The organism is Sandaracinus amylolyticus (assembly GCF_021631985.1).
GTDB classification, from domain to species: Bacteria; Myxococcota_A; Polyangia; order Polyangiales; family Sandaracinaceae; genus Sandaracinus; species Sandaracinus amylolyticus_A.
Genome location: NZ_CP070225.1, coordinates 743,462 through 769,658, shown reverse-complemented (window position 1 = coordinate 769,658; position 26,197 = coordinate 743,462). Strand labels below are relative to the sequence as shown.

13 protein-coding genes are annotated in these 26,197 nt (G+C 70.8%); 6 read left to right on the top strand and 7 right to left on the bottom strand.

What is annotated here, in order from left to right:
- The first annotated feature begins 67 nt into the window (after nt 1-67).
- Complete coding sequence (locus I5071_RS03040; protein WP_236603862.1) at nt 68-313, top strand: hypothetical protein; 246 nt, start codon at nt 68-70, stop codon at nt 311-313.
- On the opposite strand, the gene I5071_RS03035 is transcribed toward I5071_RS03040, so the two are convergent.
- Both I5071_RS03035 and I5071_RS03030 read right to left on the bottom strand, forming a co-directional pair.
- On the bottom strand, nt 310-888 hold the full coding sequence (locus I5071_RS03035) for a hypothetical protein (RefSeq protein ID WP_236603861.1): 579 nt from the start codon (nt 886-888) through the stop codon (nt 310-312). The genes I5071_RS03040 and I5071_RS03035 overlap by 4 nt on opposite strands.
- Nucleotides 885-8,660 carry a polymorphic toxin-type HINT domain-containing protein gene (locus I5071_RS03030; RefSeq protein ID WP_236603860.1) on the bottom strand — a complete coding sequence of 2,592 codons (7,776 nt, stop codon included), beginning with the start codon at nt 8,658-8,660 and terminating at the stop codon, nt 885-887. Before I5071_RS03030 ends, I5071_RS03035 begins: the two co-directional genes overlap by 4 nt.
- Nucleotides 8,661-8,897: 237 nt before the next feature.
- Here I5071_RS03030 and I5071_RS03025 point away from each other — a divergent pair, with 237 nt between their 5' ends.
- On the top strand, nt 8,898-12,581 hold the full coding sequence (locus tag I5071_RS03025; RefSeq protein WP_236603859.1) for an amidohydrolase family protein: 3,684 nt from the start codon (nt 8,898-8,900) through the stop codon (nt 12,579-12,581).
- A gap of 72 nt (nt 12,582-12,653) precedes the next feature.
- On the opposite strand, the gene I5071_RS03020 is transcribed toward I5071_RS03025, so the two are convergent.
- A complete protein-coding gene (locus tag I5071_RS03020) occupies nt 12,654-13,499 on the bottom strand; it encodes a helical backbone metal receptor (RefSeq protein WP_236603858.1) in 846 nt (281 codons plus the stop codon).
- 115 nt (nt 13,500-13,614) lie between these two features.
- Nucleotides 13,615-15,027: a patatin-like phospholipase family protein gene (locus tag I5071_RS03015; protein WP_236603857.1), complete on the bottom strand. Its 1,413-nt coding sequence runs from the start codon at nt 15,025-15,027 to the stop codon at nt 13,615-13,617.
- Nucleotides 15,028-15,323: 296 nt separating this feature from the next.
- Between I5071_RS03015 and I5071_RS03010 the strand changes: the two genes are divergently transcribed.
- Nucleotides 15,324-15,755 carry a hypothetical protein gene (locus I5071_RS03010; RefSeq protein ID WP_236603856.1) on the top strand — a complete coding sequence of 144 codons (432 nt, stop codon included), beginning with the start codon at nt 15,324-15,326 and terminating at the stop codon, nt 15,753-15,755.
- 133 nt (nt 15,756-15,888) lie between these two features.
- Here I5071_RS03010 and I5071_RS03005 read toward each other — a convergent pair whose 3' ends face one another.
- Both I5071_RS03005 and I5071_RS03000 read right to left on the bottom strand, forming a co-directional pair.
- On the bottom strand, nt 15,889-16,092 hold the full coding sequence (locus I5071_RS03005) for a cold-shock protein (protein ID WP_053238992.1): 204 nt from the start codon (nt 16,090-16,092) through the stop codon (nt 15,889-15,891).
- Between the two features lie 195 nt (nt 16,093-16,287).
- Nucleotides 16,288-18,231, bottom strand: coding sequence for a hypothetical protein (locus I5071_RS03000; RefSeq protein ID WP_236603855.1), 1,944 nt, complete (start codon nt 18,229-18,231; stop codon nt 16,288-16,290).
- A gap of 57 nt (nt 18,232-18,288) precedes the next feature.
- Between I5071_RS03000 and I5071_RS02995 the strand changes: the two genes are divergently transcribed.
- Nucleotides 18,289-19,137, top strand: a complete 849-nt coding sequence (locus I5071_RS02995) for a PolC-type DNA polymerase III (protein WP_236603854.1) — start codon at nt 18,289-18,291, stop codon at nt 19,135-19,137.
- Nucleotides 19,101-20,234: a retroviral-like aspartic protease family protein gene (locus I5071_RS02990; RefSeq protein ID WP_236603853.1), complete on the top strand. Its 1,134-nt coding sequence runs from the start codon at nt 19,101-19,103 to the stop codon at nt 20,232-20,234. Before I5071_RS02995 ends, I5071_RS02990 begins: the two co-directional genes overlap by 37 nt.
- On the opposite strand, the gene pdxH is transcribed toward I5071_RS02990, so the two are convergent.
- Nucleotides 20,235-20,825 (bottom strand): pyridoxamine 5'-phosphate oxidase, encoded by a 591-nt coding sequence (gene pdxH, locus I5071_RS02985; RefSeq protein WP_236603852.1) that lies wholly within the window; start codon nt 20,823-20,825, stop codon nt 20,235-20,237.
- Between the two features lie 160 nt (nt 20,826-20,985).
- Between pdxH and I5071_RS02980 the strand changes: the two genes are divergently transcribed.
- Entirely contained in the window at nt 20,986-26,184 is a 5,199-nt protein-coding gene (locus I5071_RS02980; RefSeq protein WP_236603851.1) for a hypothetical protein, read from the top strand.
- Nucleotides 26,185-26,197: the final 13 nt, after the last annotated feature.

Sequence of the window (26,197 nt, the reverse complement as noted above, 5' to 3'; positions counted from 1 at the left end):
GACGTTTCGCGACACTGGCCAGACCTTCCGGACAGCTCGCCCGTCGCAGCGCGGAGGAGGTTCCGCCATGCGTCTCACGATCGCTCTCTCGGCCGCCCTGATCGCCGCCTTCGCCGCTCCCGCGGCAGCTCAGGACACGCGATCCGGCGAGGTCACGACCTACGACTTCATCGATGGCGATCTCGTCCAAGGCGGCCGCTACGAGACGGAGCTCGATCGCATCTTCAGTGTCCGCGGCCGCGCCCGCCGCACGCTGATCCACCCGCGCACCCATTTCGTCCCGGAGATGCTCAAGTCGGTGGAGCGTCTCTAGCCGGGCGCTAGCCGCAGGTTCCCAGCATCGACGCTGGAGCGCGCGACGCGATCAAGACCAGACGGAAGCGACTCGGCAAGGAACGCGGACCATGCGTCGAGGTCGTCGCTGCTACGAAACGGCGCCCACTCGTAGAAGGTGCGGCGCAAGCCACGCGCGGGCGGCTCGAACCTCTTCGCGTACCAGTCTCGAGCCGTGCTTGCGAACTGCTCGACGTGTACATCCGGCGGACGCGGGAGCGCAGCGACGACGGCTCGCGAGATACCGACGTACCGCTCCAGGTCGGACTCGGAAAGCAAGTCGACCAACCCGACACGCGCGGCAGCGAAGAGCTCAGGCACGGGTGCGAGCCCAAGCTCGACACGGAACAGTCCGCCAGCGAAATGGTCGTAGCCGACCCGCGAAGCCACCGCACCGAACACCACGAACTCGTCATCGCGACCGCTGGGTTTTGCGTAGGCCAGCTTCGTGCCGCGTGCGCGCTTGTAACCGAGACTCCGTACGACGCTGCGTAGCCGCGCGTCGAGGTACTTCATTGCGTCGGCTGACGTAGCGAAGTGCTGGCGATCAGTCATGGGCGCACGATGGTAGTTGGAACACGCGGAACGTTCGCATATCTCCCCCAACGGGGACCGCTGGCAACCCACGCGTCCTTCGCGCGCTGGCTGGGGAGGTACGGCGACCGCCCCACCTTCGTTTCGATCAGGCCGCGAAGCGTTCCACCAGACGAGATCGCGACATCGTACCTACGCACGCCGAACGGGGTCACGACCGTAACTTCCGTTTGCACGTCGTAGCCCATTTGTCGGAAGCCATCAGCGACCTGGTCGCGGAACGCGTCTCCGGCAGCCTTGTTGGCCTGGACACAAGAGTTGTGCGCCCAGACTCCAGCCTGTCCGACGAAATAGGAGTGACTGCCTTCAACCTCAAGGTTGTAGACAAGTTGACTAGCCTCGATCCAAGTCCCAGACGCGATCCGCGCCCAGCCCCCGCGGCTCGTGAAGACCTCGTCCCCCGTGCGGAGCTCTTCTGCCCTCACCCAGCCGCGATTTGCGACGTAGAACGGATGCGACCGAGTCGTCGTAATACTCTCAGACGCGTTGTCCGCCACGATCGAGAGTTCAAGCACGACATCTTCGATGCGCTCGAACGTTCGAGTCACTTCGCGATATCCACTCTCGCCGGTGTCAGGATCCAGCGACCAGACCAGGTCACCGACCTCGACGTCCTCGATACCGCGGAGTCCTTCAGACGTCTCGACGGGAGTGCCTGCGGCGAAGCATCGGCCCGGTACCTCGCACATTCCCCCACGACAGGCGTCATCGAGTGCTCCCGCACCGGGTGCGGCGCGACCGAGAGCACGGAATGCCGCGAGCCCCTCCAGAACCGCGCCGACGACGATATTGAACGCAACCTCGGCGGGGCTGCCACCATTCACAGCGAGCGATCCGAGACACCCGATCTGCGAAAGAATCGCGGGATTGAGGCCACCCGGATCGACGGCGTTGACCGGATCGCCGGCGACGTATGCGTAGTGGCTCACCCCGCCGCCGAACTCGATCGGATCGCGCGTCGTGAACGCCCCGACCGTCGAGTCGTACTGGCGGGCACCCATGTGCCAAATCCCAGGAATGGGAAGCGCGATGGCGCCTGCGAACCCGAACGGCTGCGTGGACGTCGCCGTCGCGGGTGGCGCCGTTCCCTCCTCTGCGGCGCGTCGATTGCCCCACGGGTCATAGCTGAACCGCTGGACCAGGGCTCCGATCGTGCCCGTACCCGCGGCACGAACGATCGCCCGCACCGACCCGCGCTCGTCGTGCACGATCCGATAGGTCTCGTCCACGCCGCCGTTCGTCGTGGTGTCGACGTACATGACGTCGGGCACCCAGTCGTAGCTACCGTAGCCGAAGACGACCGTGCGACGAACGCTGCTTGCGATTTGCTGCCACGCGATCGGCGCGAGACCGTCGCGATAGTAGAAGCGCTGTTCGATGTTCGCGGACGCTTCGTAAATCCGAACCAAGCGACCGACGCCGTCGTAGCTCAGGTCGACTCGATTGCTCGCAGTCGTCCCGCAGGCACCCGTCGGGCACCATCGCACGAGCCGGTCGAAGCTGTCGTAGACGAACCGTTCCCGCATCAGCGGGTCCGCGTTGGATCCGCGGGTTTCCAGCCTGCCGGCGGCGTCATAGCTCCGCGCCGTCGTAGACGTTGCCCCCGGAACGCGTCCGTTGCGGGGCTGATCTTGTTCGGTCAGCGAATAGTTCGTGGTCTGGCTCGCGTAGGACGTGCCGGCACCGTCCCAATCGATCGTCGACGCGGACAGGTTGCCATTCGCGTCGTAACCGTAGGTCGCAGTTCCCAGAACGGGCGCGCCTACGGTTCCGCAGAGCCCACTGGTTCGCGTCCAGGACGACAGGTGCGCTGCGGAGTCGTAGACGTACGCATCGCAGGTAGTCTGGGCTCCGAGCTTCTCCTCGCGGAAACGGATACGCCCGTTGAGGTCGCGGCCCGCGCTTGAGCCAACAGTCTCCGGGATCGTCAGAGTATAGAACGACGATGATCCACCGGAGACGAACGACGCGGAGCGGCTCGCGAGCTCGCCGAAAGAGTTCGCGGTCGTCGAGACCAGGACGTGAGCGCCGGAGACCGTGCCACAGCCCGTCGTCAGAGGCCCCACTCGCGTCGTGAGGGTTGCGCTCGGCGCAGTGCCACCAGCGTAAGCGATCGCGAACGACTCTCCAACGCCCGCGCCGTCGAGAACCAGCGTCTGGAGCTCGCGGTCGGTGTTGTAACAGCTCGATTCGGAGTACGTCTGCTGGGAGGCGCCGAGATCGACACTCGCACTCTCCGCGATGAGCAACCCGCGATTGTCGAAGAGGTGGTCGACTCGTCCGGAAACATCACGCGTCCACTCCTCCCGACGAAGGAACGGGCCTGCGAAGGTGCGGGCCAGTCGGACTCGCGTGAGATCGTCGCTCACGATGACTCGCCCTGCGTAGTCCTCGTCGACTTCGTACAGCGTCGCGCCCACACTATCCGCGATGCTTGCCAGAGCCCCCGTGCTGGCATCGTACTGCGGATCCAGGACGTCAGTTGCGGGTCCCGTTGCGCTCCGAAGCGTGTAGAGGTCAGGCGTCCCCGCGTTCGTGTAGTCGACATCATAGGCAGGCGTGAGCGACCACGCTGCGGTCGCCGGCGGCGAGTAGGTCGCTACGGAATCGAGGATTCCGTACGTGTACCCGTGTTGCCGGGCGGTGGGTGTCAAGACGCCCGTCGTGTTGCCCTCGGCGTCGTAGGTCAGCTGCACGACGCGCGGAGCGGAGCTTCCGGTGGCGGTGCCAGGCAGGGTGATATTCTCGATCCATCCGCGCTGGTCACGCGCGTAGCTCGTGACCGTCGTTCCTTCGGTTACGGACGCGAGGAAACGACTCGACGGTCCGCCGTACCCGTAAGCGACGCGGCGATAGGAGCCGGACACAATGCAGTTGGCCGCTTGCACGACGGCCGAGACACGGTCGCCGGTGTAGCTGATGCATACGGGGTGCTCGCCGGGATTCTCGACCCGCGTGGGGCGCCCCGCCGAATCGAGCAGAGTGCGGCGTACGCGCAACTCCGGATGGGCCACGGTTCGCGTCGTGGTCAGCGGCACGCTCGGCGCGAGCTCGGTAATTCGCCATGTCGTGCCCGTTTGCTCCAGCACGGTCGCTGCCGTCCCGGAGCCGACGACGCGCTGGGCCGTTTGGAGACACGAGGCGCTACCGTTGCACGGAGCTCCGGAGGCTCCGAGCGTACGAGTTTCGGTTGCCTCCACTGTCGTCCACGCCGACGAAAGCGGATCGAACCAGGTGAGCGTTGACTGTGATGGATAGCGCAGCCCTCCCAGCGAGGGCCGGGGATCGTTTGCGAACGCCGTCACCGAGCGCATTCTCTCGAACGACGACACGCACGCGGACCCCGTCCACGTGCAGGCGGTTCCAGCAGCGCAGCTCGCCGCGTCAGCTCTGGCGGCGCAATCGAAACACGATTCCGAGTATGCGAGTCCGGAGTCGCAAGCGACCGCAGTGAGATCCGCTCCATCCGCGGGAGCATTGATCTCCAGGCGCGCGCCAGAGGGCCTGCGGACCTCTCGATGAAGCACGTCCCCAACCTGACGCGAAACGAGAACGGTGCTCAGGGCGTCTGCGTTCGTCAGGACGACTGCCGCCGAGCCGGGCGTCGGAGCGAGGCCGGAACCCAGGGTCTGCACGGATGCGCCGGGCGCGTCACACGCAGTGTCACCCGCTTGCGTGCCGATCCCGTCGCGCGTGAGTCGACCGACGGAGTCGTAGCAGAACGAGTGGACCTCAGGCGCACCTGCGCCTCGCGCCGGATCCACGATCTCGCGAAGCAGGCCACCGGCGTCATGAGCGATTTCGTACGTATCGGTATGGGTGCCGCTCGCCGTCGCGTGCGGGTAGTCCACCCGGTCCACGTAACCGTTTGCGCCGAGCAGGAGCCGGGTTTCCAGCGTTCCCGGTGCCGTGATGGTCACAGTGCCGGGTAGACTCGCGGGCCACGAGATCGTGTTCGTGCTGTCGGGATCTACCACCTGACTCAGGCGGCCATCCGGGCGGTACCCGAACGCGACGAGCGAGCGGCCCGAAATCGCGTCGCGCGTGGAGAGGTGGCGCCCCTCCGTGTCGAACATCCACTGCACGCTGCCGTCCGGAGACGGCACGACGTGATCGGTCGTGAACCCTCCGGGGAACGTCGGCTCAATGACCCGAACCTCTTCGCGCACACCGTCGACGAAGTACACTCGACCGTCAGGGCCAGCGCCGAGGCCGCGAAGCGTTGCAATCTGGGTGGCCGTTGCGGCGGTGCCCTGCGCCGTGTTCGGGAACGTGGTGAGCAGCCCTTTCGCGCGAATCCCACCCATCGTGAACGCTTGCCCGTTCGGCGCGATGTAGCGGATCCGGCTGCAGTTTGACTGCGTCGGTTCGCCGCAGTCCCATGCGACAGTAGGGCTGGGCCCCGCAGCGACTTCGCCGAAGACAAGAGTTCCATCGCGCGCGATCGCGAGCCCGGTGATGTCACCGAGGGACGCCGCAGAACCGGACAGCCCGTCCCCCCGACTTCCATCCGCCGTTGCGCCGCCCAGGAGATCTTCGATGATCCCCGACGGGTGAACGCGGATGATTCGTTGAGCGGAACTCGCGCCGTCGCGCGGGTGAATGCGGCCCGCAACGTAGACCGAACCATCCCCGCCGACAGCGACTGCTTGGGGAGTTTCGATCGCGATGCAGGTGGGCTCGGAGCCATTCACGCACGAGGTGCTCCTCCGCCCAGCGAAGAGCTCAACCACTCCGTCCGGAGTCCCGTCATTGCTCCAGCGGAGCACGCGGCTCGCGGCACGATCGGCGATGTAGATCGAGCCGTCCGGTCCGGCGGCGATCGATTCGACCTGCGAGATCGGGAACGTCTGGGGTGACTCATTCACGAGATCGATCAGATTCGTCGTCGGCCCGAGCCCGCTTCCGGCTACTCCGGTGCCAACAACCAGGGGGGCGGAGGCGCAGGAGCCGACAAAATTCGGCGGGATTACACGAACCGACGCCGTCTGCTTGTCCGCGAAATAGACCCGCGGAGGCCCTCCGGACACGGAAGCGACGACCGCGATACCGTATGGATCGCCACCCGGGCAGAGTCGCTGACTGACCTCCTCACCGCGCCGACGAACCCAGATGCCGCCATCGGCCCCGCCGAAGGCCGAGTAGTAGATGTCTCCACGCTCGTCCACAGCGACGGATCGTGCGTCCGACCAGGCCTGCGCGGCCAGGCGAGTCCTGATCACGTTTCCGGCCGCTTGCGCGTTGATTCGTTCGCCCGTTCCGAGCCAGACGGTACTGGTGGCCGGATCGAACACGTGATGGACGTCGAGGTTCCATCCGCCAATCCCCGCCAGCTCATCGTCGACCGTTCCCAGAGTCGTCACGAACTCGTGGAAGGTGGTCATGCGACCGATCGCCATCTGGGCGGACGTGATGCCGGAACTGCGTCCGAACGAACGCGCGCCTGGATCGGGGATCGCGTACCCCAGGTCATATGTGTAAGCCACGCGGACAACCGCGCGCTGCGGTCCCTGGACGCGCCGGCCCACAGCGTCCATGCCGTCCCAGCGCCAGTTGAGCCGCAACGCCGCGGCGGTGGCAGCATCAGAGAAGTTCTGAATCTCGCAGTTCGTGACACCGTTGCAGTCGCTCGGCCGAACCGAGGACCGGAACAGGCGATCGGCGCCGATACGACGCCCTGCGACGTGGATCTCACCCCGAATCTCTGCCAGTCCGGCGGTCGCACTCGCCGCCCTATCGAGCGGCCGAACAGTCACCGAGAACGCATCCGCGCGGCCGCGCTGTCGCGCGCTCGAGTACGTGAGCGAGTACGGCGTCCCGGTGACCGGCAGGGACTCGCCAAGTGAGCGCTCTTCGCAGCGAATGGTCGAGCCGACTCCGCAAGCACTGTTGTAGAGATCGGCGGCGCGCTCCAGAGCCGGCCGGAAGAGCTCCAGGAGTGCGATCGCGAGGTTCAGATCGATGGGCGAGAAATGGCGAGCACCGGCAACGCGCCAGTAGCGTCTCGACTGCCCGACGCTCAGCCCAGACGTGAGGTCTGCACACGCAGCATCTCGCTCGGCCTGCGTGATCGACGCGTCCGAGTAACTGCATCCCGCCGACAGGCGGGTCACCTCGACGACTCGACCGTCGGGGCCAGCAACCCAGCGACCTTGTTGCTCGTCGTACCAGCCGTAAGGGATTTCCGTGCCGTCGGGGAATCCGAGGAAGTTGTCGAGCCAGAACGTGACGCCGTCTCCGGTGAACGTCGGATGCTCCACCTCGTCGCCGATGTTGCCGGCGCTATCCACCAGGTGTGCGCGAACCTTCGCGGCGAACGTGTACGCGGTTGGCCCGGGCAACTGGCCCGGCATCGTACTCGCGCCGGTCCACTCGCTCGCGTTGGGCTCGACTGAATACTCCGCCCCGCAGAATCGCCAGCGCGTGCTCGTCGCCGATCCGGCGCTCAGCTGTACCCCGCCTGGCACGTAGATTCGGAGGTTGCGTCCGCCCGCACGCGACGTCATCCCGCCGACAGTGGTGTCGAGCCCCGCAGGGGTGGTGGACACCGCGCTCACGAATTGCCCGGTCGCGCCGGGCTGCACAAGCGGGCACGCAGCATTCGTCGCTGCAGGAGCGGGGACCAGCGACACGGCGTCGACCATGACGTGGGAGTTCCACGGCACGTCGACCCGGCGTTGTGCTGGCAAGTAGCCCGTATGGGAGATGTGCACGACCGCGGGACCACCGCCGTTCACCATCAGTTCGTACGAGCCATCACCCCGAGTGACTGTGTGTCCGTACTCGGGGTGGCCGAGGATCTCGACCCGCGCGCCGGGGAGTGCGCTGGCAGTGCTCGTCGACGACGCCGCACGCGCAACAACGCGGCCGCGGAGGACCCCGACGCGCTCGGGATCAAACGCACTCGGGCTTGTCGGCCATTGGCCGACCTGGTCGATGAGGTACTTGTAGCCTGCCCATACCGACGTGACGACCGCTGGGTCCAGCGGCGGCGGAGACAGATTGGGTGCTGCGCCCGGGGGAGCGGTCACGATCTCTACGTAGGGGCCTGCTCCCAGCAGAGTGCCATTCTCGTCGGAAAGCAGTTCGCGAGTACCGCCCTGAATGCTCCACCCGTCATGGCCGTACCCATTTTCCAGCCACGCAACGGTATGAGCGGTGATGTCGAAGGAGAAACCGTCGAACTCATGCGACCATGGCGAGTTATCCGCGGGCGAGAAGGCTTCGCACCGAGCGGTCGCGATGACCGGGGTTTCGATGAGGTCCTCGTCGATCGACCAGGCGCGCGCACACTGCTGCACGTAGACGTCATCAACGTCAGAGCAGGACCAGTTGACATCGTCCGGATCCCACGGAGCCTGGACCGGGTGTAGATTGAGCGTGTCGCTAGGATCGTTGGGATCGCACCCGGGAGACGCAGGCACTCGGAGGACCACAGAGCGGATCTCTTCCCCGGGGGGAATCAGGGATTCGAAGCCGCTCCGAGTGATACCCCAGTTCAGCAGCGAAATCGCACGTGGATACCCGAGGTCATTGACCTCGAGGTAGGCTTCATCGCTGTAGTTCGTCCAGTCGTCTTCGTAGATGGTCGTATCGTCATCAACACGAACCCACTGGAGTGTCAGCGCTTCGGCGCGCCGGCCGACTCCGGGATACGCGTTTTCGACTGGACTCGTAGAACATGCGGTGGCGAGCAGGGCGAGTTGGATCGCGGACGCATTGCGCAGGCGCATGTGTGCACCCTACGTCACCGGCTGGAGGCAGGTCAACAGCGACGACGTGGGGGTCGCCGCCGCGCAGGCGACGACTGGGAGACGAGCCTGTGCCGGGTGAGCAGAAGGCGCTTGACGGGATCACACGCGTCTCGAATCGTGGGGGCTTCCATTTTTTTCGATCCCCCACGGAGCCTCATGGACGTTGCACGGCTGCTTCGGGTCGCAGCTCTCCTCTCCATCTCTCTCGTCCCCGCGATGCTCGCGACCGGCTGCGGCGACGACGACGACGGCGGCACCGTCGACGGCGGACCGCGCCCCGACGGCGAGACCCCAGACGTCGATGCGCAGGTGCCCGACGGCGGCATGCCCGACGGCGGTGGCGGCGACGACGTGATGATCGTCGAGTGCCCCGCCGCCGACGCGCCTTCGCTGCCCGGCGGCGCGATCTGCGAGACCACCGCGGGTGACGCGAACCTGCTGATCACCGCCGACGTCCTGATGGCCGACGGCCGCGTGCTCGCGGGCGGCCAGGTGCTCGTCAACGCGACGGGCTCGATCGTGTGCGCCGACTGCGACTGCGCGAGCGCCGAAGGCGCGAGCGGCGCCACGCGCGTCTCGTGCCCCGACGGCGTGCTCTCGCCCGGCCTCGTCAACGCGCACGAGCACATGACGTATCAGGGCCTTCCGACGGAGCCGACGTTCGCCGGCACCAACGAGCGCTTCGAGCACCGGCACGACTGGCGCCGCGGCCTGCGCGATCACTCGGACGACTTCCGGCCGCCGGGTCGCGCGTCGCAGGCCGAGATGCAGTGGGCCGAGCTCCGCATGATCATCGGCGGCGCGACGGCGGTGAACGGATCGGGCGGCAGCTCGGGGCTCATGCGGAACCTCGACAGCGCAGGCGCCAACATGGAAGGCCTCGGCCAGGCAGAGACCTACTACCAGACGTTCCCCCTGGGCGACAGCGGCGGAACGCTGCGCGAGAGCGGCTGTAGCTACTCGTGGGAAGACAGCGCCGAGCGCATCGCCGGCGAGGACGCGTACACCCCGCACGTCTCCGAGGGCATCGACGCCGAGGCGCGCAACGAGTTCCTCTGCATGCGCATGGAGGGCGCGAACGACCTCATCGAGCCGCAGACCGCGATGATCCACGGCATCGGCCTGCTGCCGAACGACATCGAGCACGCCGCGGCAGAGGGCACGATGCTCGTCTGGTCGCCGCGCTCGAACATCTCGCTCTACGGCGACACTGCGCGCACGCCCGAGTACGACCGTCTCGGCGTGCCGATCGCGATGGGCACCGACTGGATCTACAGCGGCTCGATGAACATGCTCCGCGAGCTTCAGTGCGCCGACGAGCTCAACGCGCAGTACTGGGACGGTTACTTCTCCGATCTCGATCTCTGGCGCATGGCGACGCTCAACGGCGCGATCGCCACCGCGACCGACGACGTGCTCGGGTCGATCGCGCCGGGCCGCGTCGCGGACCTCGTGATCTTCGACGGCTCGGTGAACGCGCTGCACCGCGCGGTGATCGACGCGCAGCCGGAGAACGTCGCGCTCGTGCTGCGTGGCGGAGAAGTGCTCTACGGTGAGGCGGCCGTCGTCGCAGCGCTTCCCACCGGCGATGCGTGCGACACGATCGACGTCTGCGGCAGCCCGCGCCGCGCGTGCGTGATGCGCGAGACCGGGATGAGCCTCGCAGCGCTCGAGGCGGCGAACGACCGCAAGTACCAGCTCTTCGTCTGCGACGGCGCGACGCCCCCGGACGAGCCGAGCTGCCATCCGCGCCGTACCGAGTACCCCGACGCGGTCGTCGCGATGCCGAGCATCGACGGATCGAACGAGTACGACGGCAACGCGACGGCCGACGACTCCGACGGCGACGGGATCGCGAACGCCGAGGACAACTGCCCGTCGATGTTCAACCCGATCCGCCCGCTCGACATGGGCGCGCAGGCGGACGCGGACGACGACGGCGAGGGCGACATCTGCGATCCCTGCCCGCTCGAGGCGGACGCGACGACGTGCGAGGCGTTCGATCCGAACGATCAAGATCGCGACGACGTCCCCGACACGACCGACAACTGCCCCGGTCGGTCGAACCCCGATCAGATGGACATGGACGACGACGGCAAGGGCGACGCGTGCGACGTGTGCCCGACGCGAGCGAACCCCGGCGCCGCGGGCTGCCCCGGAACGATCTACGAGGTGCAGGACGGCACGTTCGCGGCCGACACGCGCGTCGTGGTGCGCGGAGTCGTGACGGCGGTGGCGAGCAACGGCTTCTACGCGCAGGTCGCGGAGGACGACGAGGACTACGACGGCGAGGGCCAGTCGGGCGTGTTCGTCTTCGTCGGCGGCGATGGGCCGACGCAATCGATCGGCGACGAGGTCACGATCGACGGAACGGTCCAGGAGTTCTTCGCCGAGACGCAGATCTCCTCGTCCGCTGCGAGCGTGATGGTGACCGGCACTGGCACGGTGCCCGCCCCGGTCGATGTCACTCCCGCGGACGTCACGACCGGCGGCGCGCGTGCCGAGGCGCTCGAGGGCGTGCTCGTGCGCGTGACGAACGTGTCGGTGACCAACGTCGCGCCTGCGCCCGCGGGCGGAGAGACCGCGCCGACCTACGAGTTCGAGGTGACGGGTGGCCTGCGCATCGACGACCTCTTCTTCCGCCTGACGCCGTTCGCGACGGCGGGCGAGACGTTCACCTCCATCACCGGCGTGCTCTCGTGGCGCCGGGAGAACAGCAAGCTGCACCCGCGCAACGCGGATGACGTCGTCGCGGGTACGGCGCAGCTGCTCGAGCTCGGGCCTCCGCTCTCGTACGTGCGCGAAGCGGGCGCGGGCCCGACCGCGACGTTCCCGACGCCGCTCACGGTCCGCCTCGCGCGAGCGGTTCCGACGGCGACGACCGTGACGATCACCGCCGGCAGCGGCCTGACCGTCGCCGACGTCACGATTCCGGCGAACACGGCGAGCGCCGAGGTGCCCGTGGCCGGCGCGGCGGCGTCGCCCACGCCGGTAACCGTGACCGCGACGCTCGGCGGCACGACGCGCACCGCGCAGGTGCGCGTGCTCGGCGCGACCGAGGCGCCGGGCGCGTTCACGCTCACGCCGGACACCGCGGTCGTGCGCGTCGGAGAGATGCAGGCGTTCACGGTGACGACCGACATCCCCGCGCCTCCAGGCGGTACGACGATCACGCTCGCGGTCGACGCGGGCGGGACGGTGCCGCCGAGCGTGACCGTGCCGGCGGGCGAGACCACGGCGACGTTCGCGTTCACCGCGGGCGCGAGCGCGGCCGAGGGGACGCTCACGGCGACGATGGGCGCGGTCACGCGCACTGCGGACGTCGAGGTCAGCGCGGGCGGCGCCGGCACGATCGTGATCAACGAGGTCGACTACGACATGCCCGGCGCGGGCGACAACGTGGAGTTCATCGAGCTCTACAATCCGGGATCGACCGCGTTCGATCTCACCGGCGTGATCGTCGTGCTCGTGAACGGCGGGGCGATGAGCGGGCCGGTCGAGTACGGCCGCGTCGCGCTGAGCGGCTCGCTCGCCGCCGGTGAGTACCTGGTCATCGCGCGCGACACGGTGACGATCCCGAGCAGCGTCGATCGCGTGCCGTTCCCTGGGACGGCCGCGACCGACAACCTGCAGAACGGGCCGAACGACGGCATCGCGATCCTACGCGGCACCGAGCTGCTCGACGCGCTCACGTACGAGGGACCGGTCACCGCGGTGACGATCAGCGGAACCACGTACAACCTCGTCGAGGGCACCGCGTCGACCGCGCAGGACGTGGGCTCGACCGCGTCGATCAGCCGCATCCCGAACGGACGCGACACGAACGACGCGGCGACGGACTGGGCAACGACCGCGATGGTCACGCCCGGCGCGGCGAACGTCGCCGATCCCGACATGTGACCGAGCGTCGTCGCGCGGTGGTTCGTTCCGGCCTCGTACGGAACGAATCGCCCGGCGACGACCTGAGGCGCGTCAGGACGAAAGGCGCGCCGCGAGACGCTCGAGCGCTCCCGCGGCGCGCACGCCGTACCAGAAGAGGTCCTTCCCGCAGATGAGCTCGACGCGCCTTCCCGGCGCCTCGAGCTCTCTCTTTTCCGTCTCGCCGAAGCGGTACGGCTCGTCGGGCAACAGCACGCGCTCGGGCGCGCGCGCATCGACCTCGGCGAGCTCGAAGCGCGGATAACGCGTGTCGCGCGTCGTCGGCTTCGCCTCGGCGCGCCCGAGATCCGCGGCGAGCGGATAGCGGCGCGCGCGATCCGCAAACACGTTCACGCCGCCCGCGAGCCGCACGAGATCGCTCGCGTAGGTGCGCCCGTCGAACGTCATCCACGGGTCCTTCCAGATCGGCGCGAACACCCGCACCGGGCGCGACGTGATCCGCGCCTCGGCACGCGAGAGCGCGACGCGCAGCGCATCGATCTCGGGGACGCGCGAGGGCTCGACGTGCAGGAGCCGCGCGGTCGTCTCGAGGTGCACGAGCGCCGCCGCGACGGTGCACGGGAACGACACGAACACGTTCACGCCCCGCGCGATCAGCGCCTCGACGTCGCGCTGCGAATTCTCTTCCTGGTTCGCGAGCACGAGATCGGGCGCGAGCGCGCACACCGCGTCGACGTCGACGTTCTTCGTGCCGCCGATCGTCGCGATCGACTCGATCGTTCCCCGCGGCTCCTCGCAATACGCGGTGCGCGCGACGAGCCGCTCGAGCCCGGCCATCGCGACCACGGACTCGGTCTCGCTCGGCACCAGCGACACCACGCGCCGCGGCTCGCGCGCGACGACGACCTCGCGCCCCAGCGCGTCGATGACGGTCACCACGCCGGAGCGATAGCGCAGCCCAGCGGGAGTGCTCGCTGGCGGAGGAGCCGCACGGGATCGTGCGGAGCGCGCGGAAGGGAGCGCCCGGAGCGGGCGAGCCGTCTTGGGGCGCGGCTCAGCCGACGTGGCCCGGCTCGATGCCGAGCGCCTCGAGGTCGAAGAGCGCGCGCTCTTCCTCGTCCTGCGGGACCACCTGGCGCGGCGCCGACGCGGGCAGTCGGAAGCGCACGCCGTGCAGCGCGAAGTCGCGCGAGAGCGTCGGGTGTTGCGTCGCGATCTGCTCGAGGGTCGTGCGGTACGCGATGTCCTCGATCTCGCGCCGGTAGAACACCTTCATCGGCGAGCCCGCGAGCACGCGCATGTCGTCCTGCTCGGGCCGGAAGAGGTGGAACGCGACGTCGGGGTACATCGCGCGGATCGCGTGCACCGCCTTGTCGAAGCGCCCGTTGATGAGCGCCTTGAGCCCCTGCATCGTGCCGTAGATGCCGCCCCGCGCCCGCACGTGCCCCGGCGTCGGCGCGCGCACCGGGACCAGCGGATCGACGAGGATCACCAGGGTCGCGCCCTCGTCGACGGCGACGCGCATGTTCGTGGTCCGGGAGAACGCGCCGTCGATGTACCAGCGGTTCCCGATGCGCACCGGCGCGTAGAACGGCACGAGCGCAGAGCTCGCGCGCGCCGCGAGGTGCACCGGCACCTCGGGGGTCGCCTTCGCGCTGAAGAGCATCGCCTCCGACGTGTCCTGATCGGTCGCGCCCACGTAGAGCGGACGGCGCAGGCCGGAGAACCGGTTCGACATCCCGGGCGAGGTCAGCTGTCGCTCGAGCCAGCGCTCGAGGCGCTTTCCCGCGAACACCGCCGGCGGCACCGCACGCGCGAGCGACGACACCGCACCGCGCGGTCCGGCGCCTCCGCGCAGCAGCTCGCGGATCAGACCCGCGAGGCGGCGCGCGACCTCGGCGACGTCGGGATCGAAGAGCTCGTAGCGGCGGATCGGCTCCAGCCGTGCGCTGCCCTGCCCCGTAAGCGCGCGAAGGATCTCGTCGGGCCCGATCCCGTTCGCGAGCAGCGCGCCGAGGATCGACCCCGCGCTGATCCCGCAGAAGAAGTCGACGTCGACCAGCGAGCGATCGACGAGGCACGCCTCGAGGGCGCGCAGCACGCCGAGCTCCCAGAGCAGCCCCTCGATGCCTCCGCCCGCGAGGCAGAGCGCGATGCGCCCCCGACCGCGCCCCGCGAGCATCGCGTCGACCCGCGCGAAGAGCTCGTGGAGCTCGGGCGCGACCAGCACCTGCCCGACGCCACGCCGTCCGAGCTCGAACGCCGCGCTCGCCCCCTCGGGCCCGGGATCGACCACCGCGATCGTGCGATCCGGCAGGACCGGCCCCGAGAGCGCACCCCGCCCGAACAAGCGCTCGTGCGCCTCGCGACAGAGGGGCAGCCCGCCGCCCCGCGCGTCGAGCACCAGCACGTCGGCGCCGCGCCCGACGACCGCCACCGCGCCGTCCGCGCTCGCCGCCGGGAGCACCCGGACGATCCGACGCGCCCCGCCTGGCCCCTCCCGCTCGAGCGCGACGGCGCCCCCCGTCTGGGCTCGCGCGCCGGGGACTCCCAGCAGAGGCAGCGGTGGGAGCGCGTTGCTTCGAACGACGACGACCCTGTCCATCCGACGGCGACACGGTACGGGTCCGCCGGTCATGCCGCAAGGTGACGCAGTGCGTCGTAAGCGGGTCGCGCGCACCTCGCTCGTGCGTTGCTCCCGCGGAGCTGGCGGTGGTACGCTGCGGCGCGGCGGCGCGGTATGACGCGCTCCCACCGAGCAGGATGGACGTCAAGAAGGTGAAGGAGCAGCTCGTCTCGGCGGGCATCGAGGTCTACCGGACCCGTCCGACCGAGATCCACGTCGCCGAGCGCGTTCGCCTCCACATCATGGACTCGGGCGTGCGCCTGCTCCTCGGGGACGAGATGCGGATCTCCTTCACCGCGCGCTCGCAGCGCTCGGACTTCCCCGAGGGCGCGACCGCGGACGAGCTGTTCGCCCGGGTGCGCGAGGTGATCGGGCCCGACGCGAAGGAGCGCGGCTACGCCGAGACCTGGTCGGGCACCACGATGGTCCACGACCCGATCGACGCGGCCAAGGTGCTCGACGTCTGGCACGAGGTGACGTGGACCAAGCCCGCGGGCGACACCGAGTCGGCGATCGACGAGGTGCGCTGGGCCCTGGGCCTCGAGCGCTATGTTCCGCCGACGCGCTGAGGTCCTCCGACGCGCTGAGGTCCCGCCGGTGCGGTGAGCCGGTCGGGGGCTGTCGACCCCATTCGACGGAACGTGAAGGGCCGCCTCGCAAATCGAGAGCGGCCCTTCGTCTATCTCTTCCCCCCGAACGAGATCAGTCGACGCGCTTCACACCTTCGGCGAGGGGTCCTTTAGGACCCTGCTTCAGCTCGAACTGGACGATCTGGCCCTCGCGAAGCGTGCGGAACCCGTCACCGGTGATCTGCGAGTAGTGGACGAACACGTCCGGGCCCTCGTCCTGACGGATGAAGCCCCAGCCTTTGGCATTGTTGAACCACTTGACAGTACCGCTTGCCATTCTGCTCTTCCTCCAGACCGGAGAGGCGGGCCCAACCGACCCCACCTCACTCCTCGGGAGCGAGACCCCGGACACACGTCGCCGGCTCCCGTCCGGTCAGCGTGTGAGACACGCGGACCGCGCGGGTTGTACGTCACCATGTGTGCGGAACTGCCCCCCTACGGTGGCCCGAGAGTACGCGGGGTAATGCCCCAGTCAAGTCGCCTCCCCGGGGCTCTCCGGGGCGTTCACACCGTCGACGCGTGCCCGCTCCAGGCTGCCCCCGAGGCCGCGTAGACGGCGCTCCAGGCGCGCGATGGGGGCTCCATCTCGCAGGAGAACGCCCCCGGAGAGAACGCGGACGATCCACGGAGCGAACGCGTCATCGCGAGCGACCTCGTGACGCAGCGCGTCGTCCGGCACGTCGAGGTACGCGCTCGCGGCGACGAGCTCGCAGGGCACCAGCGCGCGCGCCTCGACCTCGAGCAGCCGGGACGCGTCGGCGTCGGGCGGGGCGAGCGCGTCGAGCGCGGCGCGGACCGGATCGAGCTCGCCGCGGGACGCGAGGAGCTCGATGCGCTCGCGGTCGAGGCGCAGCACGAGGTCGTGCTCGCGCGGGACGGCGCGTCCGACCGGCGCGACCGCGAGCAGGCGGGCGAGCTCGACGCGCGAGGAGAGGCGCAGGCGACCGCCGCTCTCCCAGCGCGCGACGGGCTCGGGGCGCGAGGGCGTGCGCGCCGGGACGCCGCGGAGCATCGCGCGGACCGGCGCGGCGAGGCGGACGAGCTCGCCACGCTCGGTGCGATCGAGGGCGCCGAGGGCGGGGAGCGAGCGCTCGAGCAGCGCCTTCAGGATCGCGTCGACCGAGGCGACGAGCGCGCCGGGCGCGCGTCGGGATGCGCGCTCGAGCATCCCGGCGGCGGCGTCGCAGCGGAGGTCGGAGCGGGTGGCGCGCAGGACCGCGTCGGCGGGCGCGAAGCGGCCCTCGGGGAGCGAGGCGAGCAGCTCGAGCAGGGCCTCGCGGACCGCGCTGGTCGGCGTGAGCGCGCGCAGCGCAGGCTCGGTCGCGCGGAGGTGGTCGGGCTCGAGGCGCGCTTCGTCCCATGCGCCACCGGCGCGCCAGATCGCGACGAGCTGCGCGTGGAGGTCGGCGATCGGACCGCCACGGACGGCGCGGGCGAGCGCGACGAGGAGATCGGCGCGCTCGGGGTCGATGCCGGCCTCTTTCGCAGCGGCTCTCAGCGCAGAGCGACGGACCGCGGCGCCGCCCGCGAGCTCGCGTCGCGCGGTGAGCTCGGCGAGGAGCGCGGCGGCGAGGGGGCCGGGATCGTCGGCGAGGCGAGCGCGCGCGGGATCGTCGTCGGCCCGGGCGATGCGGCGCGCGAGGTCCTCGCGGACACGGAGCGCGGCGCGACGGCGCTCGCGGCCCACGATGGTCGCGACCTCGGCCGGCAGCGCGAACGCGCCGGCGCCGACCGGCAGGAGAAAGGCGCGGGAGAGCAGCATCGCGAGCGCGCCCGACTTCGGGATCGACGTGCTCGGGCCCCAGCGCGCCGGCTCCTTCGCGAGCTCGAGCAGCTCGTCGGCCGAGACCTCGCCGCCGCGCGCCTCGATCGCGGCGAGCAGGCGCTGCTGCGAGCGCGGGAGCGCCGCGAGGGCTCGCTCGAGCTCCGACGTGGCCTCGAGCGCCGCGAGCACGTCGCCGAGCACCAGCGGGCGCGGCGCGACCGGAGGGCGGCCGAGGTGGGCGATGGCGATGGCGCGGTAGGTCTCGGCGTCGAGGGACGCGAGCAGCGCGCGCGACGCGCGAGGGTCCTCGGCCGGAGGCGCGGGGAGCTGAAGTCGGTAGGCGGCCGGCATCTCGAGCACGTCGGACGCGTCCGCCCGGGGGAACACCAGGCCGAGCTCGACCAGCGGGAGCGCTCCACCGCCCAGCGCGGCGCGCGGTGCGTGGCCGGGGCGCGGGGTCAGCGCGCGCATCACCTCCTGCGCGGACGCGGGCAGCGAGGCGAGGCGCTTGGCCGGCAGGACCGCGAGGGCGCGCGCGGCCTGCTCCGCAGGTGGGAGGCGCTTGCCCGGATCGAGGGTGACGCCGCGCCGCGAGAGCAGGCGCTCGAACGCTGCGGGCGGCATGGCCGCGAGCGCATCCGCGAGGCGCATGGCGCGGTGCTCTAGCACGCGGTTGCAGGGTCGCCTCGAAGCTCGAAGGATCGGTGGGTGAGCTGGGACGAGCCGCTGTCGCGGGTGGCGCTCGCGTTCCTCGATCTCGAGATGACGGGGTGCGATCCCGCGAACGATCGGATCTGCGAGGTCGCGATCCATCGCGTCGTGGGCGGTGAGGTCGTCGACCGCGTGGTGTCGCTCGTCGATCCCGGCGTGAGCGTGGGCGCGTCGGTGGAGGTGCACGGGATCACCGACGCGATGCTCGCGGGCGCGCCGCGGCTCGAGGCGCTCTCCGCGCGCATCGGCGCGGTGCTCGAGGGCGCGATCGTGATCGGGCACGCGGTCGCGTTCGATCTCGCGTTCCTGCGCGCGGCGGTCGCACGTGGAGAGCTCGCGTGGGCGCCGGAGATCGCGCTCGACACACGCGGGCTCGCGCAGCGCGCGCTGCGGGTCGGGAGCGCGTCGCTGGCCTCGCTCGCGAACGACCTCGCGCTGCCTCGACCGGCACATCGCGCCGAGCCCGACGTGCTCGCGACACGCGCCCTCTTCGACGCGATCCGCGAGGTGCTGCGGCCCGCGACCGCGCGACATCTCTTGCTCGCACAGGACGTCGGCGGGCGCGCGACGTTGCGCGGCGACGTCGAGGCGCTGCTCCGCGACGCGCACGCGCAGGGTCGCGCCGTGCGGGTGTGTTATCGGGTGCCGGGGCGGTGCGCGATCGAGGATCTCTTCGACGTGTGGGCGCTCGAGCCGCCGCGGGTGGAGGGTTGGCTCCACGACAAGCAGGTGCAGCGCGCGCTGCGTGGGGATCGGCTGCTCTGGGTCGAGCCGACCGACGTGCCGGTCGCGCGGTGCGCGCCCGCGGGATGGACGCCGACGATCCCGGGCCGGCACTCGGATTAGACTCGCGCGCGGTGCGACGTCTCGCCGTGCTCTCGTGGTGGATCTGTCTCGTGGCCTGCGGAGGCGCGACGGCGCGCACGAGCGACACACGCGCGATCGACGACGCGGTGCGTGCATACCGAGCGGGTGATCTCGAGACCGCGCTCGCGCGCAGCGAAGAGGCGCGCGCGACGCTGCCCGGAGACCCTTTGCCGCGCGAGATCGCGGCGCGCGCGGGGCTCGCGCTCGGCCGGCCCGCGGTGGCGCTGATCGCGACCGAGGGCGCGCACGAAGAGCCCTTGGTGCGACTGCGCGCGGCAGCGTTCCTCGCAGGCGACGACTACGACGCGGCGGCACGCGCGCTCGGTGCGCTCGACGACGATCCGTGGGCGAGCGCGATCGCGGCGATCGCGGCGATCGCGCGAGGTCGCACGCTCCACGCGCGCGAAGGCGCGGCGTCGAGCACGCTCGCACTGCGCGAGGACACGGCGCTGCCGGTGATCGCGATCCACGTCGAAGGGCGCGCGACGCTCGCGCTGATCGCGACGTCGGTGCACCTCACGGTCCTCGCGCCCTCGTTGCGTGCCGAGCACGGCGTCGCCGACGAGATCGCGCTCGGTGCGATGCGGGTGCGCGACGTGCCGTTCGTCGTGCGCGATCTCGACGCGGAGAGCGCGGCGCTCGGCGTGGAGCTCGGCGCGGTGATCGGGCTCGATCTGCTCGCGCGCGTCGGGGCGCGCATCGAGCAGGGATCGCAATCGACGCTCGGCGTGCCCGCGGCACGCGATGGGATCGCGCATGCGACGTTCGAGGGCACCATCCTCGTCGCGCACGTCGAGATCGACGGGCGCACCGCGCACCTGCTGGTGGACAGCGCGGGCGCGTACGCGCTCGCGATCACGCCGAGCGGGGCCGAGCGGATCGGGCTCGATGCCGAGACCGCGACGGTGCGTCTCGGCGACGTCGCGATCACCGACGTGCCGATCGCGCGCGACGTGATGGACGACTCGCTCGAGGCGCACGTCGAGAGCGCGATCGACGGCGCGCTCGGGTGGGCCCTGCTCGCCTCGCTCGTGGTCGAGCTCGGGCCGGGGCACCTCGCGATCAGCGCGGAGTGATCACGGAGCGAGGCGCGTGACGCGCCAGGCGCCGTCCTTCTGGCGCTCGTAGCGGAAGCGATCGTGGAGGCGATAGTCGCCCTCGACCCAGTGCTCGATCACCTGGGGGATCACGCGATACCCGCCCCAGTGCGGCGGGCGCGGGACCGGCTTGCCCTCGAACTTCGCCTCGAGCTGGCGCACTCGGTCGGTGAGCGTCTCGCGCGACGCGATCGGGCGGCTCTGATCGCTCGCCCACGCGCCGATCTGCGAGATGCGCGGGCGCGACGCGAAGTACGCGTCGCTGCGCGCCGGGCTCGCCTTCTCCACCGGACCCTCGATGCGGAACTGCGTGTGGACGCTGGGCCAGAAGAAGCAGAGCGACGCCCACGGGTTCGCGTCGAGGTCCTGGCCCTTCTGGCTTTGCTCGTTCGTGTAGAACCAGAAGCCGTCCGCATCGACCTCCTTCACCAGCACGAAGCGCGCGCTCGGGCGACCCTTCGCGTCGGCGGTCGCGAGCGCACATGCGACGGCGTCCCACGGCTCGTTCGGCTCGGCGCGCGAGCGGGTCTCGAGGAAGAGGGCGATCGGATCGGCAGAGGGCGAGCTCATCGTCGTGCGCGATACGTACGCCCGCCTCGCGAATCCGCCCAGGGTCATTCGCTCACGAGCGCCGAAGACCAAACGAAGAGGCATTCGCGAGACGGAGACGACGTATGGTAGCCTGCTCTACCCACCCGCCCGACCCTGGACAGCGAGCCCCGCGAGAGAGATGGACGCGACGGCCGAGGAGCTCATCGCACGCCTGCGCCGCAACCCTGACGATGCGTCGGCGTACGCAGCGCTCCGGGCGCACTACCAGCGCATCGGCGACTACGCGTCGCTCGCCAACCTCCTCGAGGGATGGGCGGGACGAAGCACCGATCACGGCGCCGCATCGCAGGCGTTCTTCGAAGCGGGCGAGCTCGCGTGGGGCGCGCTCGGCGACCGCGCGCGCAGCATGCGTCTCTACGAGCGCTCGCTCGAGCGCAACGCGGCGCACGCCGACGCAGGGCTGCGGCTCACCGCGATCTACGAAGAGGCCGCGGATCATCGACGGCTCGCGGAGCTGCTCGAGCGGCGCGCCGATGCCCTCGCGCACGTCGGTGGCGACGCGCGCGACGTCGCGGCGCTGCAGCACCGCCTCGGTGAGGTCTGGGAGCACTCGTTCAAGCGCGCCGACAAGGCGATCACCCACTATCGCAAGGCGTTCGAGCTCGATCCGACGCTCGTGCCCGCGATCTACGCGGCGCGCGAGATCTATCGACAGGCCGGCAACCTCAAGGCCGCGGCGACGCTCTGCGAGCTCGAGTCGAAGGCCGAGCCCGATCCCGAGCGCAAGGTCGCGCTGCTGCGCGAGCTCGCACACGTCCGCGCCCACGATCTCGCGGACCTGGAGGGCGCGGTGGTCGCGCTCAAGCGCGCGCTCGGCGTGGCGCCGGGCGACGTCGAGGTGATGCAGGACCTCGCGCGCGTGTACCTCACGCGCGCCGAGCAGAGCGGCGACGCGATGATCGCCGACGCCGATCGCCGTCGCGCGGCGGACGTGCTCTTCCAGCTCGCGCAGAAGCTGCCGCCGGCCGACGCGGTCACGCACCTCGAGACCGCGCTCGACGGAGCGCCCGATCACGACGGAGCGCTCGCGCTGCTGGAGCGCATCGCGGAGCGCGTCGGGCACTTCGATCTGCTGCCACGACGATGGGTCGCGTTCCTCGCGCGAGCGCCCGAAGCGCCGGGCGCGGGCGAGCGTCGCCGCCGGCTCGCGAAGGCGTATCTCGACGCGGGCCAGGTCGACTACGCGATCACGTGCCTCGAGTGGCTGCTCGAGGAGGGCGATGCGGAGGCCGCGTCGCAGCTCGTGGAGCTCTACCGGCGCGCCGGTCGCGACGAGGACGCGCTGCGCGCGCTCACCGTCGCGTCGCAGGGCCTGCCGCCGAACGAGCGCATCCCACGCCTGCGCGAGATGGTCGGCGCGCTGCGCGCGCGCGGCGACGAAGAAGGCGCCGTCGCGTCGGCGCGGCAGATCCTCGAGATCGATGCCTCGGACGCGGAAGCGCTCGCGCTGGTCGAGGAGCACCTGCGCAAGCGCGGCGAGTGGGCCCCGCTGCGCGAGCTCCTGCTCGGCGCGGCGCGCATGCCGGGGCTCTCGGTCGAGGCGCGCACCCAGCGGCTCCGCGAGGTCGCGGCGCTCAGCGAGCGTCGGCTCCAGGACGCCGAGGGCGCGATCGGCGCGTGGAAGGGCGTCGCTGCCCTCGATCCCTCGGATCGCGAGGCGCGCGCGGCGCTGGTGCGCCTGCTCGAAGCGACGGAGCGCTGGGACGATCTCGTGCAGGTGCTCGAGCGCGAGGCGCTCTCGACGCTCGAGCCGCAGCAGAAGGCCGAGGTCTATCGGCGCCTCGCGGCGATCCATCGCGATCGACGCGGCGATCTCGAGGAGGCGATGTCGGCGCTGCGCAACCTGCGCGATCTCGTGCCGACCGACGCCGCGGGACGCGACGCGCTGTGCGACGTGCTGCTCGCCGCGGGCGCGTTCACCGAGGCCATTCCGATGCTCAAGACGCGCATCGAGCAGGCCGACGGGGCGCATCGCGCGGCGCTGTGTCGATCCCTCGCGCGCGTGCTCGAAGAGCGCATGAGCGACGAGGAGGGCGCGTTCTCGGCGTGGGCGCGCGTGCTCGAGGACGAGCCCGGCGATCCCGAGGCGCTCGCGCGCATGGAGGCGATCGACGAGCGCGCGGGCAACGCGGATCGACTGCTCACGACGCTCTCGTACCGCGCCGACGTCGAGGATGGGCCCGAGCGCGCCGCGACCTACACGCGCATGGGCCGCATCGCGGCCGAGACGCTGCGCGACCTCGCGCAGGCGGGTGAATTCTACGCGCGCGCCCACGAGCTCGCGCCGCGCGACGAGGCGATCCTCGACGCGCTCTGCGACGTCTACGATCGCAGCGAGCGCTTCAAGGATCTCGTCGTGCTCCTGCGCGAGCGCGCGCGGCTCGAGGAAGACCGCGCGATGCGCGCCGCGCTCTACCGCCGCATCGCGCGCACGCTGCGCGAGCGCGTCGGCAACGAGGCCGCAGCGGCCGAGGCGTATCGCGAGGTGCTCGACGCCGGCGAGGACGTCGAGGCGCTCTCGTTCCTTCGCGATCGTGCGCGTGCCCAGGACGACGTCGCCGCGCTCGACGAGGCGCTCGAGCGGCTCGCGAACATCGCCGAGGCGCCGAGCGACAAGCGCGATCTGCTCCTCGAGCGCGCGGCGCTGCTCGCGGAGCGGCTCGATCGTCCGCGCGACGCGATCGAGCTCTCGAACGTGGTGGTGCGCACGATCGATCCGACGTGCCTCCCTGCGCTCGAGCTGCTCGCGACGTGGAACGATCGCATCGAGGATCGGCACGGCGTCGCCGACGCGCTCGAGCGCACGCTGCAGGTGCTCGAAGATCCGGGGCTGCGCGTCCCGGTCGCGAAGCGGCTCTCCGATCTCTACGAGGACGAGCTGCGCGATCCCGCGCGTGCGATCGACGCGCTCTACGCGTGGGCCGATGCCGACCTCACGGAGGCCGAGCCGCTGCGCCGGTTGATCGCGCTGCTCGAGCCGGCGGAGCGGTGGAAGGATCTCGTCATCGCGCTCGACTCGCTCGCCGACCTCGGGGACGATCCGAGCGCCGTGAGCGCTCTCGTGCGCCGCAGCGCGGAGATCGCGTTCCGACGTCTCGGTGACGTCGACGGCGCGTGGGAGAAGCTCGCGGAGCGAGCGCGCGAAGGAGACTCCGACGCCGAGGCCCAGCTTCGCGAGCTCGCGCGCGCAGCGGGGCTGGCGCCGCGCCTCGTCGAGCACTTCGTGTCGATCGCGGAGAGCAGCGACGACGCCGCGATCAAGCGCGCGCGCTGGCTCGATGCGGCGCGCGTGCAGGAAGAGCTCGGCGACGCGGGCGCTGCGCTGGAGTCGACGCTCAAGGCGCTCGCGATCGATCTCGATGCGGTGGTGCGCGGCGACGATCGCGCGGTGCACGACGAGGTCGATCGCCTCGCGGTGAAGGCCGCGGCGTGGCCGCGGCTCGCGCAGGTGTACGAGACGCTGATCCGCCGGGCCGAGGAGAAGGAGCGCAAGATCGAGCTCCTGCTGCGGCACGCGTCGCTGCTCGATCAGGAGGCCGAGGATCCCTCGGGCGCGCTCGATCGTGCGCTCCGTGCGTGCTCGCTCGCGCCCAACGACGACGAGGTGCTCGCGGTCGCGGAAGATCTCGCGCCGCGTGCCGGTCGCGGGGACGAGCTGCTCGTCGTGTACGACCGCCGTCGCGGCGGCGCGAAGGACGACGCGTCGCGCATCGAGGCGCTGCTCCGCGCGGTCCGACTCTGCGAGGACGGGCTCGAGGATCGCGAGAAGGCGCTCTCGTACCTCGCGCAGGCGGTCGCGCTCGGCGTGCGCTCGCGCGAGCTCGCGCCGCGCATCGAGGAGGCTGCGCGCGAGCTCGATCGCGAGCGCGGCAAGGACGCGGCGAGCGGCCTGTTGCGCGGGCTCGTCGACGTGTACGCGGCGATCGCCGAGGACATGGAGGCGGATCCCAAGGGCGGTGCCGCGCTGCTCCTCCGCGCGTCGCGCCTGCTCGAGAGCGAGCTCGACGAGCCGGACGGCGCATGGGGCGCGCTGCTCCGCGCGAGCACCTTCGCGCCCTCCGAGCCCGGCCCGCTCGACGCCCTCGAGAGCCTCGGCGCGCGCAACGGGCGCCTGCCGATGCTCGACCAGCACCTCGCGAAGCTGGTCGAGGATGCGCTCGACTCGAAGACCGCCGCCGCGCTGCTGCGCCGGCGCGCGAGCGTGCTCGAGCACCTCGGCCGTCACGGCGACGCGGCGGAGGTCCTCGGGAACCTCAAGGCGGTCGCGCCGAACGATCCCGAGGCGCGCGTCGCGCTGCGCCATGCGCTCCGTCGCGCGGCGCGACACCAGGATCTGCTCCTCGCGCTCGACAGCGATCTCGTGAAGGCGCGCGGCGATCGCGAGCAGGAGATCGCGCTGCGCAAGGAGATCGCGCTGACGTGGGAGCACGGCCTGCGCAACCGCTGGGAAGCGCTCGAGGCGTGGCAGAAGGTGCAGAAGCTCGCGCCGGACGACGCCGACGTCGCGGCCGCGCTGGCGCGCATCGAGGGCCGCTCGCGCGACGTGCTCGACGACGACTCGGTCGAGGCGAGCGCGCTCGACGTCGGGCTCGCGGAGACCGAGCAGCGCGATCTCGCGACGGCGCGCGCCGGCGAGCACACCGACCCCGGCATCGACGCGCCGCCCGAGCCCGGCCTCGACCAGTCCGACGCGCTCGAAGTGCCTCCCTCGTCGGCGCTCCTTCCGACCGACTCGGTCGAGGCCACGCCCGAGCAGCTCGACGAGCCGGGCGAGCAGCGTCCGATGTCGTTCGGCGCGCTTCCTCCGACGGTCCGCTCGGGTCGCGTCGAGGTGGATCCCGCACCGCTGCCGCGGGTCGCGACGCAGGTGCTCGCGGACGACGAGCGCGACTGGAGCGCGCCGGCCGCGATCGAGCCGAGCGACGTCACCGGCGCGATCGCGAGCCCGCCCGACGACGACGCGGACTTCGAGGACGCCGCGGCGTTCGCGCACGACCACCTCGAGGACGACGACGCCGAGGAGATCGGCGACGACCTCGACGAGCTCGACGACGACGAGGTGATGCACGCCGACGCGCTCGCCGAGCCGCTCGACGACGAGGATCCCGCCGAGGTCGAGGCCTACGACGACGATCTCGAGGAGCTCTCCGAGGCGCCGCTCGCCGAGGTCGCGCTCCCGCTCGCGGCGATCCCTCCGCGTCCGAGCGTCCCCAGCGTGCCCCCACCCTTCCCGCCGCGTCCGACGAGCGTGCCGCCTCCGCCGCCGCACGGCGCCAAGACGTCGGTCCCGCCGCCGCCCCCGCCGCGCCGGAGCTGACTCACGTTTTCCC